The sequence below is a fragment of the Plantactinospora veratri genome (assembly GCF_036421995.1).
GTDB lineage: Bacteria > Actinomycetota > Actinomycetes > Mycobacteriales > Micromonosporaceae > Plantactinospora > Plantactinospora veratri.
Window position 1 is genome coordinate 194,289 of sequence record NZ_JAZGQL010000027.1, and the last position, 17,184, is coordinate 211,472.

The 17,184-nt window shown below is 72.3% G+C and carries 13 protein-coding genes; 4 read left to right on the forward strand and 9 right to left on the reverse strand.

The features are described 5' to 3' along the window. Positions 1–31: 31 nt before the first annotated feature. From V1634_RS27905 to V1634_RS27925, 5 genes are read right to left on the reverse strand one after another with little or no spacing between them, the layout of a single operon-like run. Positions 32–838: an ABC transporter ATP-binding protein gene (locus V1634_RS27905; protein WP_331208993.1), complete on the reverse strand. Its 807-nt coding sequence runs from the start codon at positions 836–838 to the stop codon at positions 32–34. After that, on the reverse strand, positions 828–1,631 hold the full coding sequence (locus tag V1634_RS27910; RefSeq protein WP_331208992.1) for an ABC transporter ATP-binding protein: 804 nt from the start codon (positions 1,629–1,631) through the stop codon (positions 828–830). The genes V1634_RS27905 and V1634_RS27910 overlap by 11 nt, the downstream gene beginning before the upstream one ends. Next, on the reverse strand, positions 1,628–2,818 hold the full coding sequence (locus tag V1634_RS27915) for a branched-chain amino acid ABC transporter permease (RefSeq protein ID WP_331208991.1): 1,191 nt from the start codon (positions 2,816–2,818) through the stop codon (positions 1,628–1,630). Before V1634_RS27915 ends, V1634_RS27910 begins: the two co-directional genes overlap by 4 nt. Continuing rightward, positions 2,802–3,689, reverse strand: coding sequence for a branched-chain amino acid ABC transporter permease (locus tag V1634_RS27920; protein WP_331208990.1), 888 nt, complete (start codon positions 3,687–3,689; stop codon positions 2,802–2,804). The genes V1634_RS27915 and V1634_RS27920 overlap by 17 nt, the downstream gene beginning before the upstream one ends. A gap of 8 nt (positions 3,690–3,697) precedes the next feature. Continuing rightward, positions 3,698–4,867: an amino acid ABC transporter substrate-binding protein gene (locus V1634_RS27925; RefSeq protein ID WP_331208989.1), complete on the reverse strand. Its 1,170-nt coding sequence runs from the start codon at positions 4,865–4,867 to the stop codon at positions 3,698–3,700. Between the two features lie 176 nt (positions 4,868–5,043). On the opposite strand from V1634_RS27925, the gene V1634_RS27930 reads away from it, so the two are divergent. Beyond that, positions 5,044–6,075, forward strand: a complete 1,032-nt coding sequence (locus V1634_RS27930; RefSeq protein WP_331208988.1) for a LacI family DNA-binding transcriptional regulator — start codon at positions 5,044–5,046, stop codon at positions 6,073–6,075. 70 nt (positions 6,076–6,145) lie between these two features. Here the strand turns inward: V1634_RS27930 and V1634_RS27935 are convergent, their stop codons facing one another. Both V1634_RS27935 and V1634_RS27940 read right to left on the reverse strand, forming a co-directional pair. Beyond that, the gene (locus V1634_RS27935) at positions 6,146–8,530 is read right to left on the reverse strand and encodes an ABC transporter permease (protein WP_331208987.1); all 2,385 of its coding nucleotides are present in this window, start codon (positions 8,528–8,530) and stop codon (positions 6,146–6,148) included. Continuing rightward, entirely contained in the window at positions 8,527–9,219 is a 693-nt protein-coding gene (locus tag V1634_RS27940) for an ABC transporter ATP-binding protein (RefSeq protein ID WP_331208986.1), read from the reverse strand. The genes V1634_RS27935 and V1634_RS27940 overlap by 4 nt, the downstream gene beginning before the upstream one ends. 206 nt (positions 9,220–9,425) lie before the next feature. Between V1634_RS27940 and V1634_RS27945 the strand changes: the two genes are divergently transcribed. Further along, positions 9,426–10,796 (forward strand): sensor histidine kinase, encoded by a 1,371-nt coding sequence (locus V1634_RS27945; protein ID WP_331208985.1) that lies wholly within the window; start codon positions 9,426–9,428, stop codon positions 10,794–10,796. Then, positions 10,793–11,461, forward strand: coding sequence for a response regulator transcription factor (locus tag V1634_RS27950; protein ID WP_331208984.1), 669 nt, complete (start codon positions 10,793–10,795; stop codon positions 11,459–11,461). The genes V1634_RS27945 and V1634_RS27950 overlap by 4 nt, the downstream gene beginning before the upstream one ends. 131 nt (positions 11,462–11,592) lie before the next feature. Here V1634_RS27950 and V1634_RS27955 read toward each other — a convergent pair whose 3' ends face one another. Beyond that, positions 11,593–11,781 carry a hypothetical protein gene (locus V1634_RS27955; RefSeq protein WP_331208983.1) on the reverse strand — a complete coding sequence of 63 codons (189 nt, stop codon included), beginning with the start codon at positions 11,779–11,781 and terminating at the stop codon, positions 11,593–11,595. Positions 11,782–12,062: 281 nt separating this feature from the next. Continuing rightward, positions 12,063–14,555: a family 20 glycosylhydrolase gene (locus V1634_RS27960; RefSeq protein ID WP_331208982.1), complete on the reverse strand. Its 2,493-nt coding sequence runs from the start codon at positions 14,553–14,555 to the stop codon at positions 12,063–12,065. A 345-nt stretch (positions 14,556–14,900) separates the two neighbouring features. Between V1634_RS27960 and V1634_RS27965 the strand changes: the two genes are divergently transcribed. Further along, positions 14,901–17,072, forward strand: coding sequence for a discoidin domain-containing protein (locus V1634_RS27965; RefSeq protein WP_331208981.1), 2,172 nt, complete (start codon positions 14,901–14,903; stop codon positions 17,070–17,072). Positions 17,073–17,184: the final 112 nt, after the last annotated feature.

A 17,184-nucleotide genomic window follows, 5' to 3' on the forward strand; every position in this document is an offset into this window, starting at 1 on the left:
CTGACGCCGGCGGGTCGGTTCCGCGCCAGCCCTAACCGGTGGGGTCGCCGGTGCCGTCGTCACCCGCCTGGTCGGTGGAGCTGCGGGCCGCCGTGCCGACGGCGGGTGGCGACTCGCCGGGCCGGCCGCCGAGGTAGAGGTCGCCGAGCTGCGGGTCGGCCAGCAGCTCGGCCGCCGGGCCGGCGATGTGCACCCGGCCGAGGTCGAGCACGCAGCCGAGGTCGGCGGCCTCCAGCGCCCGCCGGGCGTTCTGCTCGACCAGCAGCACCGCCGTGCCGGCGTCGCGCATCCGGATGACCTGCTCGAAGACCGTGCTGGTCGCCTTCGGGTCCAGCCCCATCGACGGCTCGTCGAGAAGCACCACCCGGGGTTCGACCATCAGCGACCGGGCGAACTCGACCTGCTTCTGCTGCCCGCCGGAGAGCAGTCCGGCGAGGCTGCCCCAGCGCTGCGCGACCACCGGGAAGACGTCCCGGACGAAGTCGGCCCGCCGCGCCAGCAGCGCCTTGTCCCGCAGGGTGTAGCCGCCGAGCAGCACGTTCTCGGCCACCGTCATCTCCCGGAACACGCTGTGCCCCTGGAGCACGTGCGCCACCCCGGCGGCGAGCATCCGCTGCGGCCCCTGGCCGGTGACGTCGACCCCGCCGACGAGGATCCGGCCGGACCGGGGCTTGAGCAGCCCGCTGGCCACCTTGAGCACCGTGGACTTGCCGGCGCCGTTGGGACCGACGAGGCAGACGATCGAGCCGGCTTCGACCGAGACGGAGAGCCCGCGCAGCACCGGGGCCGCCCGCCCGTACCCGGCCTGGACGTCGACGAGTTCGATCTCAGACGCCAAGGTACGCCCCCAGCACCCGCTCGTCGGAGCGGATCACCGACGGCGGTCCCTCGGCGATCGGCCGTCCCCGGTCGAAGACCACGATGTGGTCGCTGATGCCCATCACCAGGTCCATGTTGTGCTCGACGATCACGAAGGTCCTCCCCTCGGCGTTGAGCTCGCGCACGAGCGCGCCGATCCGGTCCAGCAGTGCCGGGTTGACCCCGCCGGCCGGCTCGTCGAGGAGCACGGTCTCCGGGCCGCTCATCAGCACCCCGGCGAGTTCCAGGAGTTTCTGCTGCCCCCAGGACATGTTCCGGGCCTCGACGTCGGCCAGGTGCTCGATGCCGAGCCGGGTCAGCCAGCCCCGGGCCCGGTCCAGTTCGGCCCGGCGCCGGGCCCCCCGCAGCTGGCCGAGGAACCCGACCGGGCGGGCCGCCGCGAGGACGTTGTCCAGCGCCGACATCCGGGGGAAGACCCGGCAGAGCTGGAAGGTACGACCGATGCCGGCCCGGGCTATCGCGTGCGGGCTCCGCCGGGTGATCTCCTCGCCCCGGTACGACGTCCGCCCGCTGTCCGGCCGGATCATCCCGGTGACGCAGTTGAAGAAGGTCGTCTTGCCGGAGCCGTTCGGCCCGATCAGCGCGTTGACCTGCCCGTGCCGGAACGCCACGGTGGCCGCGTCCAGCGCGGTGACCCCGCCGAACGCCTTGGTCAGCCCGACGGTGGCCAGGCTCTCCGGGCCGCCCGCCCGCTCCGCCCTCGACGTGCCGCTCGTCGCGGGACCCGTCGGCCCGGTCTGCTCTCCGGTCACGGCCGCTCCTCCCTCGCCCGGTCGTCGGGGGCACCGACCGGAACCGTGGCCGGCGGGTCCGTCGCCGGGCCACCGCCCGGGCCGCTGGTGGCGCGGTCGCGCAACTCGGCAGCCGTCACCTCGCGGATCGAACTCTGCGCCGGCCGCAGGAACCGGTCGAGCAGGGCGCCCACCGCCGGCAGCACCCCGTCGGGCATGAACATCACCACCAGGGCCAGCAGCAGTCCGGTGGCGACCAGGTGCAGCGGGGTGTTGCCGAACTCCACCTTGAAGTACTCCAGTCCGATGCCGACGATCAGTGCGCCGGCCAGCGGGCCGAAGAGGTGGCGTACCCCGCCGAGCAGCGCCATCAGCACCAGGTAGGCGCCGGTCAGGATGGAGAACTGGAAGACCGGGTCGAGGTCGCCGAACCAGAGCGCGTAGAGGCCGCCGGCCAGGCCGGTGAAGCCGGCCGAGACCACGAAGACCACCAGCTTGTACCCGAAGGTCGGGGTGCCGAGCGACTCCGCCTTGTCCTCGTCCTCCCGGATCGCCTTGAGGCCGAGCCCGAAACGGGACCGGTCGACCAGCCACCAGACCAGCAGCGCGACCGCGAGCAGGGCGGCGAACAGATAGAAGAAGACCCGGTGGTGCTCCGGCCGGAGCAGTCCCGGGAACGGGCGCGGCACGACCAGCCCGCGCGACCCGCCGGTGAACGACGCCCAGCTCTGGAAGACCAGCAGCAGGATCAGCACCAGGGCGATCGACACGATCACGAACGACGCACCGCGCACCCGCAGCGCCGCGTACCCGACCGGGACCGCGAACGCCGCGACCAGCAGCGTCGCCACGGCGAGCGCGACGAAGCTCGGCAGTCCGGCCCGGACCACCAGCAGGCCGGTGGCGTAGCCGCCGAGCCCGGCCAGCGCGCCGTGCCCGAGCGAGATGTACCCGGTGAAGCCGCCGACGAAGTTCCACGCCGTCGAGAGCACCGCGTAGTTCAGCACCACGATGCCGGCAGAGAGGATGTACGGGTTCGGCGCCCAGGACGGGAAGGAGAGTACGGCGGCGGCGAGGGCCACGATCACGACCACCCGGAGCGGCCCGGCGAACCGCTGTGCCGGGGCCGTAGCCGTAGCCGGTGCCGGGGCCGGGGCCGGGGCCGGGGCCGGTGCCGGTGCCGGTGAAAGCTCAGAAGCGCTGGGCAAGCCGGCCTCCGAAGAATCCCTGCGGGCGGAACGCCAGCGTCGCGAAAAGGGCCAGATAGAAGGTCGTCTGTGCCCAGGTGGTGCCGAGCGGGATCTGCAACAGGCTCTGCACCAGCCCGAGCAGCATCGCGGCGACGGCCGCCCCCGGTACGCTGCCCAGCCCGCCGACCACGATGATCGCCATCAGTGGGCCGATCCAGTGCCAGTGCAGCGACGGGTAGATGGTGGTGTCCAGGGCCAGCGCCGTACCGCCGACGGCGGCGGTGGCCAGCCCGACACCGAAGCCGAAGCCGGCGACCCGGTCGGTATCGATCCCGAGCAGCCGGGCGGCGTCGGGGTGCTGGATCGTCGCCCGCAGCGCCCAGCCGAACCTGGTCCGCTTGAGCAGCAGGTAGAGCGTGAGCAGCGCGACCGCGGCGAGCCCGAAGGCGATCAGTTTGACCACCGCGATCCGGGCGCCGAAGAGGCCGAGGCTGGCCGAGCCGTAGCCGAGCTGGATCCGCCGCTGGGTACCGGTGAAGGCGTAGCCGAGCAGCCCCTCGATGAGTACGGCGATCGCGAAGGTGAGCAGTACCGACATCATGGTGAGGGTCACCGGGCGCAGCCGGGCCAGCAGCAGCCGTTGCAGCAGCACGCCGAGGCCGAAGAAGAGCGGGACGGTGACGACCATCGACAGCAGCGGGTCGACGCCCAGCCTGGCGTGCGACCACCAGGCGAGGTAGGCGGCGAGGATGAGGAACGCCGAGTGGGCGATCATCACCACCCGCATGATGCCGAAGTAGAGGGTCAGGCCCGCCGCCAGGAGGGCGTACAGCCCACCCAGCAGCAGGCCCAGGATGACGCTCTGGAAGAGCAGGGCGCCGGACGGCATCCGCTACCTCACCACGCCGGCTTCGGGTAGACGAGGTCGACTTCCTTCGCCTCGGTGGGCAGGACGATCTGGATCTGCCCGCCGACCCACTGCTGGATCATGTGCGCGCCCTGCGGCTTGCCGGTGGCGTCCCAGGTGAGCGGCCCGACGACGGTCTCCACCTTGTTGCCGCGGATCCAGTCGACCAGCTTCTGCTGGCACTCCCCCTGCTCGGCGCAGCCGACCGCGGTGACGGCGGCGGCCACCACCTGGCCGGTCGTGTACGCGTTCGCCTCGTCCTCCTCCGGTGGCGAGCCGAACTGGGCGGTGTACTTCTGCACGAACTCGACGTTGCTCGGGTAGGGCGCCTTCTGGGTGTAGCCGGTCGGCGCGAGGATGCCCTCGGTCTTGTTGCCGATCGCGGCGGCGAACTCGGGGCTGGTCGGCGCGGTCGAGAAGGCCGCCAGCTTGGGCTGGTACCTGAGCTGTTGCAGCGCGACGATCAGGTTCACGCCGTCCTGGTACTGCGAGCCGCCCACCACCATGTCCGCCCTGGAGGCCGCGATCTTGGCGGCGATGGTGCCGAAGTCGGTGGTGTTCGGCGGGTACACCTCGTCGACGACGGTACGCACCCCGCCCGCCTCCAGCTTCGCCTTGAGCCCGTACGCGGTGCCCTGGGCGAACGGGTCGTCCATCGCGGCGTACGCGACGGTCGTCGGCCGTTGGCCGGGTGGCAGGGCCAGCAGGTATTCGGCGAGGTGGTTGTAGTGGTCGTCGGCGACCGCCGGTGCCGCGTAGAAGAGGTTCTTGAAGCCCTGTGCGAAGACCTCCTTCGCCGCGCCGGCCGGCTCGACGAAGAGCATGCCGTACTCCTCGGCCACCCGGGCGGCCGGGACGACGAGGCGGGTCGAGAAGGGACCCACCACGATGTCCACGTTGTCCTTGCCGATCAACTGCTCGTAGTCGGCGACCACCCGGTCGGCGCTGGACTGGTCGTCGAGAATCTTCAGCTCGACCTGCCGGCCGAGCAGTCCGCCGTTGTCATTGGTGATCTTGGCCCAGGCCTCGTAGCCGCGTTGCACACCCTTGCCGGGCTCGGAGAAGTCCCCGGTCAGCGGGAGCGAGATCCCGACGACGATCGGATCGTCGGAGGAGCCCGACCCGCCGTCGTCGCCGCAGCCCGCCAGCAGAAGTGCCACCGCCGCACCGAGGGCCGTTGCCCGTCGTGCACGTGTCGCTCGGGATGTCATTCCTGACGCTCCTCTGCAGAGGGTGAGGAAAGCGCTTTCGTAAGCGCTTTCGTACCATAGGCTGTGTCCTGCGTCACTCGCAATAGGTACCGCCGCGGTAGTTGATGTTGTTCCGGGAGTTGTCGATGCCGAAGCCTGGCGGGCGGTTGCGCCTCGTCGACGTCGCCGAACAGGCCGGTGTGTCGCTGGCGACCGCCTCCCGGGCACTCGCCGGCCGCGACGGGGTCAGCCCAGCCGTCGCCGACCGGGTCCGGCAGGTCTCCCGGGAACTCGGCTACGTGGCCAACCCGTACGCCCGCACCCTGGCCGGGGGCGTCAGCTCGACCGTCGGACTCGTCGTGCACCAGGTCGACGACCCGTACTTCTCCGAGATAGCCGGCGGGGTCATCGGGGTCGCCGACGAACAGGGCCTGCTGGTGCAGATCTGCCACTCCGGCCGCGACCCCGAGCACGAGCTGCGGCAACTGCGGCACCTCATCGCCCAGCGGGTCGGCATCATCCTGATCGCCGGCTCCGGCTACGACGACCCGCGCGTGCAGGCCGAGGCGCGGCGGGAACTGGCGGCATACCAGAGCCTCGGCGGCCGGGTCGCGGTGATCGGCCGGCATCCCCTCGGGGTGGACGCGGTGCTGCCGGACAACCAGGCCGGCGGGCGGGCCCTCGGCGAACACCTGCTGGCGCTGGGGCACCGCCGGATCTCGGTCGTCGCCGCCACCGGCGGGCTCACCACCGTCATCGACCGGCTCGCCGGGGTGGCGGCGGCACTGCGCCGGCACGGGCTGGCCCTCGACGATCTGCCGGTCGTACACACCGACTTCACCCGCGACGGCGGCCGGATCGCCGCCGAACGGATCCTGCGGGACCACCCGGACAGCACGGCCATCGTGGCGCTGAACGACTCGATGGCGATCGGAGTGCTCTCGACGCTGCGGGCGCACCGGGTCGGCGTACCGGAGCGGGTCTCGGTGGTCGGTTTCAACGACGTCTCGGTCGCCGCGGACCTGGCGCCCGGCCTCACCACGGTCCGACTGCCGATGACCGACATGGGTCGGATGGCCCTGGAGTTGGCCCTCAGGCCCAGGTCGAAGCGACCACGGCGCCGGCCGACGGGACACGCGCTGGTGATCCGCGACTCGACCGGCCCAGCCCCCGGCTGACCCCGCCACAGGTGCAAGGAAGGGCCCCCTCTTATACAAAAAGCGATAAGAGGGGGCCCTTCCTTGCAGACTATTCGGTGCGCAGTGCGGTGGCGGTACGGGTACGGGCGGCCCAGCCGGCCGGCAGCAGCGCGCCGAGCACGGCGATGAGCAGGCCGCCGAGGCCGAAGAGCACCAGCTCGGCGGGGTGGTAGATGTCCAGGACCGAGGCCGGCATGGTGAAGCCCGTGACCCGGCCCATCTCACCGACGATCACCCTCTGCATGAGCACGCCGACGGGTACGCCGACGGCGCCGCCGATCAGCCCCGTCACGACGACCGAGGCGATGACCATCATGACGGTCTGCCGTGGGGTCATGCCCAGCGCCTTGTGCACGCCGAGGTCGTGCACGCGTTCCCGGGTCTCCAGCACGACCATGTTGAGTACGCCCAGTGCGGCCACCGTGACCAGCATCAGGGTGAGCAGGGTGGTGAGCGTGTTGATCACGATGATCACCTCCTCGGCCTCCTGCTCGACGACCTCCGCGGTCGCCTCCACCGACCCCAGCGCGGTGTTCAGCGCCTCGACGTACGCCGCCGGGTCGGTGCCGGGGGTGAGCGTGATGTGGTACTCGAGGGCCCGCAGGTCCGGCTGGGCGGCCGCGAGGGTCGCGGCGGCGGTGAGCACCTGCATGCCTCTGGACTCGATGTTGAAGACCTCACCGACGATGCGGACCGGGATCTGCGTACCGTGGTCGGTCAGCACGATGCTGTCGCCGACCCGGGTGCCGGTGGCGGTCAGGAACGGTGTGGCCACCACGATCTCCCCGGGCCCGCTGAACCAGCTACCGGAGATCATCTGATAGCTCTGCGCGGAGCCGTCGCCGGTGAAGGCGAGGATCTCCAGGGAGCTGGTCAGCCCCGGGGTGGTCACCTCCGTCTGCGCGACACCGCTGTAACCGTCGGTACCGGCCTGTGCGGTGATCGCGTTGACGACCGCGACCGGGTCCGGTGCGGGCGGCGGCCCCGGCGCGACCCTCGGCCCGCCCTCTGCCGGTCGCCCACCCTCGGGCGGCGGCCCGGACATCGCGTGACCCGGATGGATGACGACGTCGCCGTGCTTCTCGGTGGCCCGGACCTCGTTCAGGGAGGCACCCAGGCCGACGGCGAAGGTCGCGGCGGCGGCGCCGAACGCGATCGCCGCGACCACGGTCGCCGACCGGAGGGCGCGGGCGAACGGCTGGGCCAGACCGAGGGTCACCGGCCGGGGCAGTGGCAGCCGGGCGGCCAGCCGGGCCGCCCACTGACCCCGCCCCGGCCCCGGGGTACGGCCGACGGCCAGCACCTCGACGGTGCGCAGCCGTCCGGCCCGGGACGCCGCCGCCCACGCGGTCCCGGCGACCAGGGCCAGCGCCCCGGCGAGCACCACGGCGTCGACCCACGGGGAGACCCCGCTGTCGGTCGTGCCGTAGACCTCGTTGGTCTGCGCCAGCACCGGAAGGACCAGGAGGTTGCCGGCGGCGACGCCGAGAACGGCACCGGCCACGGCGGGAACCAGCGCCTGGACCGTGTACGCCCGGACCACCTGGCCCGGGGTGAACCCGAGCGCCTTGAGGATGCCGATCCGGTGCGTACCGGTGCCGACCGCCCCGGCGATGACGTTGCCGATGATCAGCACCGCCATGAGTACGCCGAGCACCCCGAACGCGAGCAGGAACGGTACGAACAGCACGGTGCTGCCGGCGCTGTTGGTCCTGGTGGTGAGCCAGGACCGGGCTCCGGTCAGCGCCTCGGCGGGCACGCTCGCCTGCACCGCCGCCCGGCCGGCGTCGACCTGCGCGGCGGTGCCGCTCGCCGCGAACCGGTAGAGCATCTGGTAGTCGGCGGTCGCGCCCGGCGCGGTCAACGCCGCGATCTGTTCCGGGACCACCCAGCCGCCGGCGGTCTCGCTGACCGAGCGGGCCACCCCCACCACGGTCAGGGTCGGGCCACCGGGCAGGTCCGGCAGCGACAGCACGTCACCGACCCGCGGCTGCATGCTGGGCGGACGCCGGATGTCGCCCTGCACCACGATCTCGCCGGGGCCGGTCACCCACCGCCCCGCGGTCAGCGTGACGGCGTCCACGGGTCCGCCGGGATCGTCCCGCCCGACCACCGTGATCGGTCGTACCGGTCCCCGGTCCTCGGCCGGCGTGATCGTCGTGGTCGGGAACGGGCCGGCGGCAGCGGTCACCCCGGCCGCTTGCGCGGACGCCGACAGTTGCGCCGCCGTGCTCCGGGTCCCGTCGAACTGTGCGGTCAGGTGCGCGCCGCGCTGCTGGGTGAAGGCCCGCTCGAACGGTGCCGTGGAGGCCACCATCAGCGATCCGCCGAGCACGGCGGCGGTCACCGCGATCATCACCACCAGCCCGATCACCACCGTCTGTACCCGCCGACGCCCCACCCCGGACCGGATCACCCCGCCCAGCGCACTCATCGGACCGGCTCCATCCTGCTGTCGGCGGCGATCCGGCCGTCGACGAGCTGGACCGTGCGGGTGGCGCAGGACTGCGCCAGGGTCAGGTCGTGGGTGACCAGGACGATGGTCTGGCCCTCGGCGTGCAGGGCGGTGAGCAGGTGCCGGACCTCCTCTCCGGAGGCGGTGTCCAGCGCGCCGGTCGGTTCGTCGGCGAGCAGCAGCGCCGGTCGGTTCATCAGCGCTCTGGCCACCGCGACCCGCTGCCGCTCACCGCCGGAGAGCCGGCCGGGGTAGGCGGCGGCGTGCCGGTCGATGCCGAGCAGGCCGAGCAGGTCCATCGCGCGACGCCGCGCGGCGGTACGGGCCGTGCCGACCAGTTGCGCCGGCAACATGACGTTGTCCACCACGGTCAGGTCGTCGAGCAGGTTGAAGAACTGGAAGACCATGCCGATCTTCGCCCGTCGGTAGCGGGCGGAGCCCGCCTCACCCAACTCGTCGACCCGGACACCGTCCACGGTCACCGTGCCGCTGCTCGGCCGGTCCAGCCCGGCGACGAGGTTCAGCAGGGTGGACTTGCCACTGCCGGACGGACCGAGGATCGCGACCGCCTCCCCGGCCGCGATCCGCAGCGACACGGCGTCCAGGGCCGGCGGACCCTCGTCGTACCTGCGGCTCACGTCGTTCAGCTCGATCACCGGTGCCGTCATGGTGAATCCTCTCCTGCTCGTTGCGCCTCTGGCCGGTCGACGCTAGGTCCGGCCCGGGATCGCGGGCGTCGGCCGCCGGAGGCAAATCCGGTACCGCCCCGGGATGAGCGGACCCGGGGTCATCCCTGCGACGTAGTCGACGGAGGTAGCCGGGTGGTCAGCTCGGCGGATATCGCGGGCCGGAGACGGTGGGTGAGAATGACCCGGTGAGGAGCGGAGCGCTGCCCAGCCGGCTCTGGGCCCGGGTCAGGCTGCTGCTACAGCCGTCCGGTCCGCTGCCGACCCTCTCCTGGCGCGGCCAGATCTTCGACGGGTTGCTGGCGCTGGGCCTCCTCCTCGCCGCGATCGTCGAGGGTGACAGTCAGGACCGGGGCGGGCAGGCGTCGGTCGTCGGGTTCGACCACCGGGACCGCTCCGAGCCGTTTCCACCCCCGACGCCACCCGAGCCGGATCTGCCGCCGATCCCGCCCGATCCGTTCCGGCGCCGGGAAGTGCCCGAGCCCTTCCTGCCGATCGAGGACTACGAGATCGCCGGGACGATCCTCATGCTCCTCGTGGTGGTGGTGCCGCTGGTCCTCCGCCGCCGGTACCCGCTCGCCGTACTCTGGGTCGTCCTCGCCACGGCTCCGCTGGCCAGCGACTTCAACGCCGCGTTGCGGGTCTCCTTCTACGCCTGCGTCATCGCCGCCTACACGGCCGCCGTCTACAGCCCGTACCGGTTGCCCGCGCTGGCCAGCCTGCCGGTGGCGGCGTTCATCTACACCCAGCTCCGGGAGCCGGCGGTGCCCACCGTGCCGGACAACGCCGTCCCGTTCCTGATCCTCATCCCGATCGTCCTCGCCGCCAACGGACTGCGGCGGTGGAAACGGCGTGCCGACGAGGACCGGGCCCGGCTGGCCGCGCTGGAACACGAGCAGGCCGAGGCGCTGCGCCGGGCCGCCGAGCACGAACGCGCCCGCATCGCCCGCGAACTGCACGACGTGGTGACGCACAACGTGAGCGTCATGGTCATCCAGGCCGGCGCCGCCCGTAAGGTGATGCGGGCCGATCCCGACCAGGCCCGGGACGCGCTGCTCTCCGTCGAGGCCGGTGGCCGGGCCGCGATGGCCGAACTCCGGCACGTCATGGGGCTGCTGACCATGGACAGCGACGGCGCCGACCCGGCGGCCACCAGCGGACTGACCCCGCAGCCGGGCCTCGACCGGGTCGAGGCGCTGGTGCAGCGGGTACGCGACACCGGGATACCGGTCGAGCTGGCCGTGACCGGCGAGCCCCGCCCCCTGCTCTCCGGAATCGAGCTGACCGCCTACCGGGTGATCCAGGAGGCGCTGACGAACACGGTCAAACACGCCACCGGGGCGACCGCCCGGGTCCTCGTCGAGTACGGCACCGACGAGCTGCGGGTCGAGGCGACCGACACCGGCGGCACCCCCGGCGTCGCCGCGGCGACCGGCGACGGGCACGGTCTGATCGGTCTACGCGAGCGGCTGGCCGTCTACGGTGGCACCCTGCAGGCCGGACGACGACTCAGCGGGGGCTATTCGGTCACCGCGCGGATTCCGCTGGAGGCGCCATGACCGCACCGCTGCGGGTCGTCGTCGCCGACGACCAGGCGCTGGTCCGTACCGGTTTCCGGATGATTCTGACTGCCGACGGCATCGACGTGGTGGCCGAGGCGACCAACGGGACCGAGGCCGTCGACGCGGTCCGGCGTACCCTGCCGGACGTCGTACTGATGGATGTCCGGATGCCGGAGATGGACGGGTTGGAGGCCACCCGGCGCATCCTCACCGGTGCCACCGGCGATCCACAGGTGATCATCCTGACCACGTTCGACCTGGACCACTACGTCTACGCGGCGCTCTCCGCCGGTGCCAGCGGCTTCCTGCTCAAGGACGTCACTCCGGAGCATCTGGTCGCCGCCGTCCGGATGGTCCGGTCCGGCGACGCGCTGTTGGCCCCGGCCATCACCCGGCGGCTCGTCGAGCGGTTCGCCAGCCGCAGCGCCGACCCGGCCGCACCGCACCGCGACCTGTCCACGTTGACGCCACGTGAACTCGAGGTGCTGCGACTGCTGGCCCAGGGGCTGAGCAACGCCGAACTCGCCGCCCGCCTCCACCTCTCCGAGGCGACCGTCAAGACCCATGTCGCCCGCATCCTCGGCAAACTCGGGCTCCGGGACCGGGTTCAGGCCGTCGTCGTCGCCTACGAGACCGGCCTGGTCAGCCCTGGCGGCGGGTAGCGGAGCGGCCGAGCCGGCCCGTCTGCCTCCGACGACCCCGCCGGACGACCCATCTGGTGCCGGGGAGGGCCCCTCCGGCGCGACTCGAAGCTGTCGCTGCCGGAAGCGGCCCTCCCCGGCGCGCGTCGTCGTCAGGACTCGTCGTCGGCCACCTTGCCGCCCGGCCCGTACGGTGAGGTCTGCCCCTTCGGTACCGGACGCTTCGCCGTCTTGTCGTGGCTGCCGCCCGGCGGGTCGGTCGGGTTGGCGTCCTGAATCCGCTGCTTGGTCGTCGCCGTCTCGCCGCTGCGGCGCATCTCCGGCTGCTGGATGTTGCTCATCGCGGTCTCCTCTCGACGTCCCGACTGTTGACCTACCCCGGCGTACCCGGCTCATGCCGAGCCGGCGCCGCAGGTCGGCCGGGCCCGGCGGGCTGAACCGGCCGGACTGGTACCGGACGACCACCCTGTCGTCCGTGGGCGCGCTCCGCCCGTCCGGGGCGGCCGGGACGTCCGGGCCAGGCACGGCCGGATCGCGTCCGCTGGGCGGTATGTCGGAGATCGCCGCCCGACCGGTCGACGTCACCGGCCCCCGGGACACGCCCGGGGGCCGGCTTCGCGGGTCAGAGTCCCCGGCACTGCCCGGTGGCCGGGCCCCGCACCGTGTTCGGTACGCCGTTGTCGACCGGTGCCGGGGTGTTGCCGGTGCAGACCAGCGGGCCGCCGACGGTGTTGCCGGCGATCACCGGTGCCGGGGCGGTACCGGTGCCGGTGACCACGAGCGGGCCGCCGACCCGTACGCCCTCGACGACGAGCTGTCCGGTGGTGCCGGTCAGGCTCACCGGGCCGGCGACCGAACCACCGAGCAGTTCCACGGTGGCCGCACCGGTGGCCTGTACCGGCCCGCGCACCGAGGCCGCCGTGGCGATCAGCGAGCCGCCGGGCCGTACGGTGACCGGGCCGGTGACGGTGGCGCCGGCCAGGCAGGTCACGCCGGCCCCGACCACCAGGGCGCCCCGGTGCTGGCCGGAGACCCGGGTGGTGCAGGTGTCGACGGTGACGGTGAACTCGGCGCTGCTGGTGACACCGCCCGGCCGGGTCGCGGTGACGGTGGCCCGGTAGACGCCGTCCCGGGCGTACCGGTGGCTGGCGGTGGCGGTGTAGAGGCCGTTGATCCTGGTGACGCTGCCGGCCGTGCCGCTGACGGTGGCCGGGGAGGTGGTGCCGTCGCCCCAGTCGACGGTCGCGGTCACCTGATCGGGGGCGACACCCGGCGCGGAGATCGTGGCGAGCGCGCCGTCGACGGTACGCGTGTCGCGGGCGACGTCCGGGGCCGTCACGTCGACCCGCCACGGCACCTGCGGCGAGGCGTGGAAGTTCTGTCCCCGAAGCTGCCAGCGCAGGCCGTGCCCGGCCAGCCGGTGCACGAAGGAGTCGAGACTGCGTTCCGGGTGGACGTTCGGCGACCAGCCGATCTCCGCCGTCGCCGGCATCCGGGGGAACGCCTGGAACTCGATGTCGGCGCCGGTGAGCAGCGTCTCCGACCACATCGGCGCCTCGACCCCGAGGATGTGCTCGTCGGTCACCGCCGGCAGGGTCTCGCCGTTGAGCGTACGGGCCGGGATGTAGCTGCCCGGGTCGCTGCTGGTGCCGGACCAGTGGTAGAAGTGCGACACGTCCAGGATGCCGGCCCAGCCGAGCCCGAGCGGGCTGCCTGGCCACTGCCGCATGTCCAGGTAGGTGTGGTTGGCCGGGGACATCACGACCTTCATGCCCTTCTGCACGGCCCGCCGGGCGGTGTCGCCGCCGGCACCGGCCGGGTTGCCGTTGTTCCAGAACTGGGCGATGGCCGGGGCGGCACCGGGCCGGTCGAAGTTCGCCTGGGAGATCTCGGCCCAGCCGATCGCGGTCTTGCCGTGCGCCGCGACGAGGTCGGCCTTGCGGTCGACGAAGTCGACGAAGCGCTCGTGCGAGAGGATGGAGGCCGGCACCTCGTCGCCGCCGAAGTGGTAGTACGGGCCGGGGGTCAGTGCGCTGAGCTGCGCGACGATGTCGGTGAGGATCGCCCAGGTGTTCGGGCTCTCCGGGCAGAGCGCGCTGTAGCCGACGTCCGTGCTGAGGTTCCACACCGGCGGCGTACGGTTGCTGCAGTTGACGTCCGGCAGCACCGGGTCCGCCTCCGGGCCGGCGTACGACATGATGATCGCGTTGGTGTGGCCGGGCGTGTCGACCTCGGGGATGACGGTCACGAAGCGTTCCGCCGCGTAGTCGACGACGTCGACGTACTCGGCCTGGGTCCAGTGGCCGCCCGGGTCGTTGTTGATGGAGAACTGCGCCCCGATCTCGGTGAGTTCGGGGCGGCCGTCGATGGCGATCCGGAAGCCCTGGTCATCGCCGACGTGCAGGTGCAGCGTGTTGATTTTGTATGCCGCGGCCTGGTCGATGAGCCGCTTGACCACGGCCGGCGACTGGAAGTGCCGGGCGATGTCGAGCATCACGCCCCGGTAGCCGTACCGGGGGACGTCCTCGATCCGCACCCCCGGCACCGTCCACGGTCCGGGTCGGAGGGTCCGGCTCTCGATCCACGGTGGGAGCAACTGCCGCAGCGTCTGTACCCCGTAGAAGAGCCCGGCCGGTCGGGCCGCCGCCAGGCGTACCCCGGCGGTGGTGACGTCGAGCCGGTAGCCCTCGGCGCCGAGTTCGGCGGCGGCCACCAGCCGCAGTTCGATGTCGCCGACGCGTGGCGCGGCGACGCTGACGGGCATCGGATAGCCGGTGGGTGGCCGCAACAGCGCGGCCAGTCCGTCGGCCACCGAGCTGGTCTCGGCGCCGCCGCCCGGGGCGACGACGATCCGGCTCTCCCGGCCGAGCGTGAAGGTCTCCCCCGGCACCGGGACCGCGCTGACCGGTACCGGGACGACCTGGCCGGCCACCGGGACCTGGGCGGCCTCACTCGGCGCGGCGGTCGCTCGGGCGGCCGGGGTGCCGAGACCCGCCAGCACGAGGCTCTGGGCCACGAGGGTTATCCCGAGGGCGGCCCGGCCGAGCCGGGCCCGGCCCCTGGCTGCGGTACGCCTGTCGCGGGGTGGTGGTGTCGACGGGTCCGGCCTCTGCATTGTCACGCCCTCCTGCTGCGGCTGGGGCGGGCGCCCGCCGGGCACCGGCTCGTCCCCGGTGGCCCGGGGCGGTGCGGGCGCGGACGGCGGGCGATCGCCACGGATCAGGGTCATCGACGAAGGTGCGTCCGCCGAATGATAGGGACCGGAGAGCACAACTGTAAAGAGTCCTTACACTTCAGGCGCCGCCGGATCGCGACAGACCCGCGACGGAGCCGGCGATCCGGGCGACATTGACAGCTCTCGCTGATTGATTCACAGTATCGGGAGAGCGCTCTCTCATCCGATCGTCACCCGCCCGCAACCGGCCCGAAACCGTCGCGGGCCTCACCTCAGGGAGCACTGATGGACAGCGCTCTGTCCCCACCCCGCCGCCGACCATCCCGGGCCCGCCGCTGGCGCGTCCTGGCCGGCTCGGCCGTCGCGATCCCGGCGCTGCTCGCCGGCTATCTCGCCATCTCCGGTACGTCGGCCGGCGCCGCCGAGACCCTGCTCTCGCAGGGCCGGCCCGCCACCGCCTCCTCGACCCAGTCCGCCAGCTACCCGGCCTCGGCCGCGGTCGACGGCAACACCGGCACCCGCTGGTCCAGCGCCGCCGCCGACCCGCAGTGGATACAGGTCGACCTCGGCGCCGTCACCCCGGTCAGCCGGATCGTGCTGAACTGGGAGGGCGCCTACGCCCGCGCCTTCACCATCGAGACCTCCGCCAACGGCTCGACCTGGACCACCGTGCACACCAGCACCACCGGCACCGGCGGCAACCAGGAGATCGGCGTCACCGGCACCGGGCGGTACGTCCGGCTGCACGCCACCCAGCGGGGCACCGCGTACGGGGTGTCGCTCTGGGAGTTCCAGGTGTACGGCGAGACCGGCACCACCGCCTGCGACACCGGAAACGCCGCCCAGGGCCGGCCGGCGACCGCCTCCTCCACCGAATCCGCCGCCTACCCGGCCTCGGCCGCGGTCGACGGCAACAGCGGTACCCGCTGGGCCAGCGCCGCCGCCGACCCGCAGTGGCTCCGGGTCGACCTCGGCAGCACCCGGTCGATCTGCGGGATCACCCTGGTCTGGGAGGCCGCCTACGCCACCGCGTTCCAGATCCAGACCTCGACCGACGGCTCGACCTGGACCACCGTGCACACCAGCACCACCGGCACGGGCGGAACGCAGAACCTGACCGTCAGCGGCACCGGCCGGTACGTCCGGATGTACGGCACCGCCCGGGCGACCGGGTGGGGCTACTCGCTCTGGGAACTGGCGGTGCGGACCGGCAGCGGCCCGACCACCCCGCCGACCACCACTCCCCCGCCCACCACCACCCCGCCGCCCGGCGGCAGCGTGCTGCTCTCCTACCAGAAGCCGGCGGTCGCCTCCAGCAACCAGAACGACGGCACCTGCTTCGAGTGCCTGCCCGCTCGCGCCTTCGACAACGACCCGGCCAGCCGGTGGGCGACCAGCACCACCACCGGATGGGTCGACCCCGGCTGGATCTACGTCGACCTCGGCGCCACCGCCAGCATCACCCAGGTGGTGTTGCAGTGGGACCCGGCCTACGCGACCGCCTACCAGATCCAGGTCTCCGCGAACGCCAGCACCTGGACCCCGATCTACTCCACCACCAGTGGCCGGGGTTTCAAGGAGACGCTGAACGTCACCGGCACCGGCCGGTACGTCCGGATGTACGGCACCGCCCGGGTCGGCCCGTACGGCTACTCGCTCTACGAGTTCAAGGTCTACGGCACCGGGGGCAACCCGACGGCGCCACCGGCGATGCCGCCCGACCCGACCTTCCCGGCCAACAACCTCGTCTGGAGCGACGAGTTCAACGGCGCCGCCGGCAGCAAGCCGGATCCGGCGAAGTGGACGATCGACCCGGGCACCGGGCAGAACAACGAGATCCAGTACTACACGAACAACAACAACGCCTCGATGAACGGCACCGGCGCCCTGGTGATCGAGGCACGTCGGGAGACGGCCGGCGGACGCGACTACACCTCGCACCGAATGAACACCGGCAACAAGTTCCACGTCCAGTACGGCCGGATCGAGGCTCGGATCCAGGTGCCGAAGGGCAACGGCCTCTGGCCGGCGTTCTGGATGATGGGCGCCGACTTCCTCGCCGGGCGGCCGTGGCCGTACAACGGGGAGATCGACATCATGGAGGTGCTCGGCCGGAACACCCTGGAGGGATACTCGACGCTGCACGCACCGCAGTACAACGGCGGTGGCGGCTACGGGCAGAAGTATCCCGCGCCGGGCGGGGTCGACTTCGCCGCCGGCTTCCACGTCTGGGCGGCGGAGTGGGACAGCCGGGGCATCACGTTCAAGGTGGACGGCCAGACGGTCTTCTACGCCAGCAAGGAGACGGTGGAGACGACCCGCGGCCCGTGGGTCTTCGACCACCCCTTCTACCTGATCCTCAACCTCGCCGTCGGCGGTGACTTCCCCGGACCGGTCGACTCGAGTACGCCGTTCCCGTCCCGGATGCTCGTCGACTACGTACGCGTCTACCGCTGAACATCGGATGGCCGGTACGGCGGACCGGCCACTCCGCGGTTCACCTCCCGTGTCGGATCACCGCTTCAGGCATTCGGGCCCTTGCCTGGGTTTCGTCCGCACGCCACCCTGT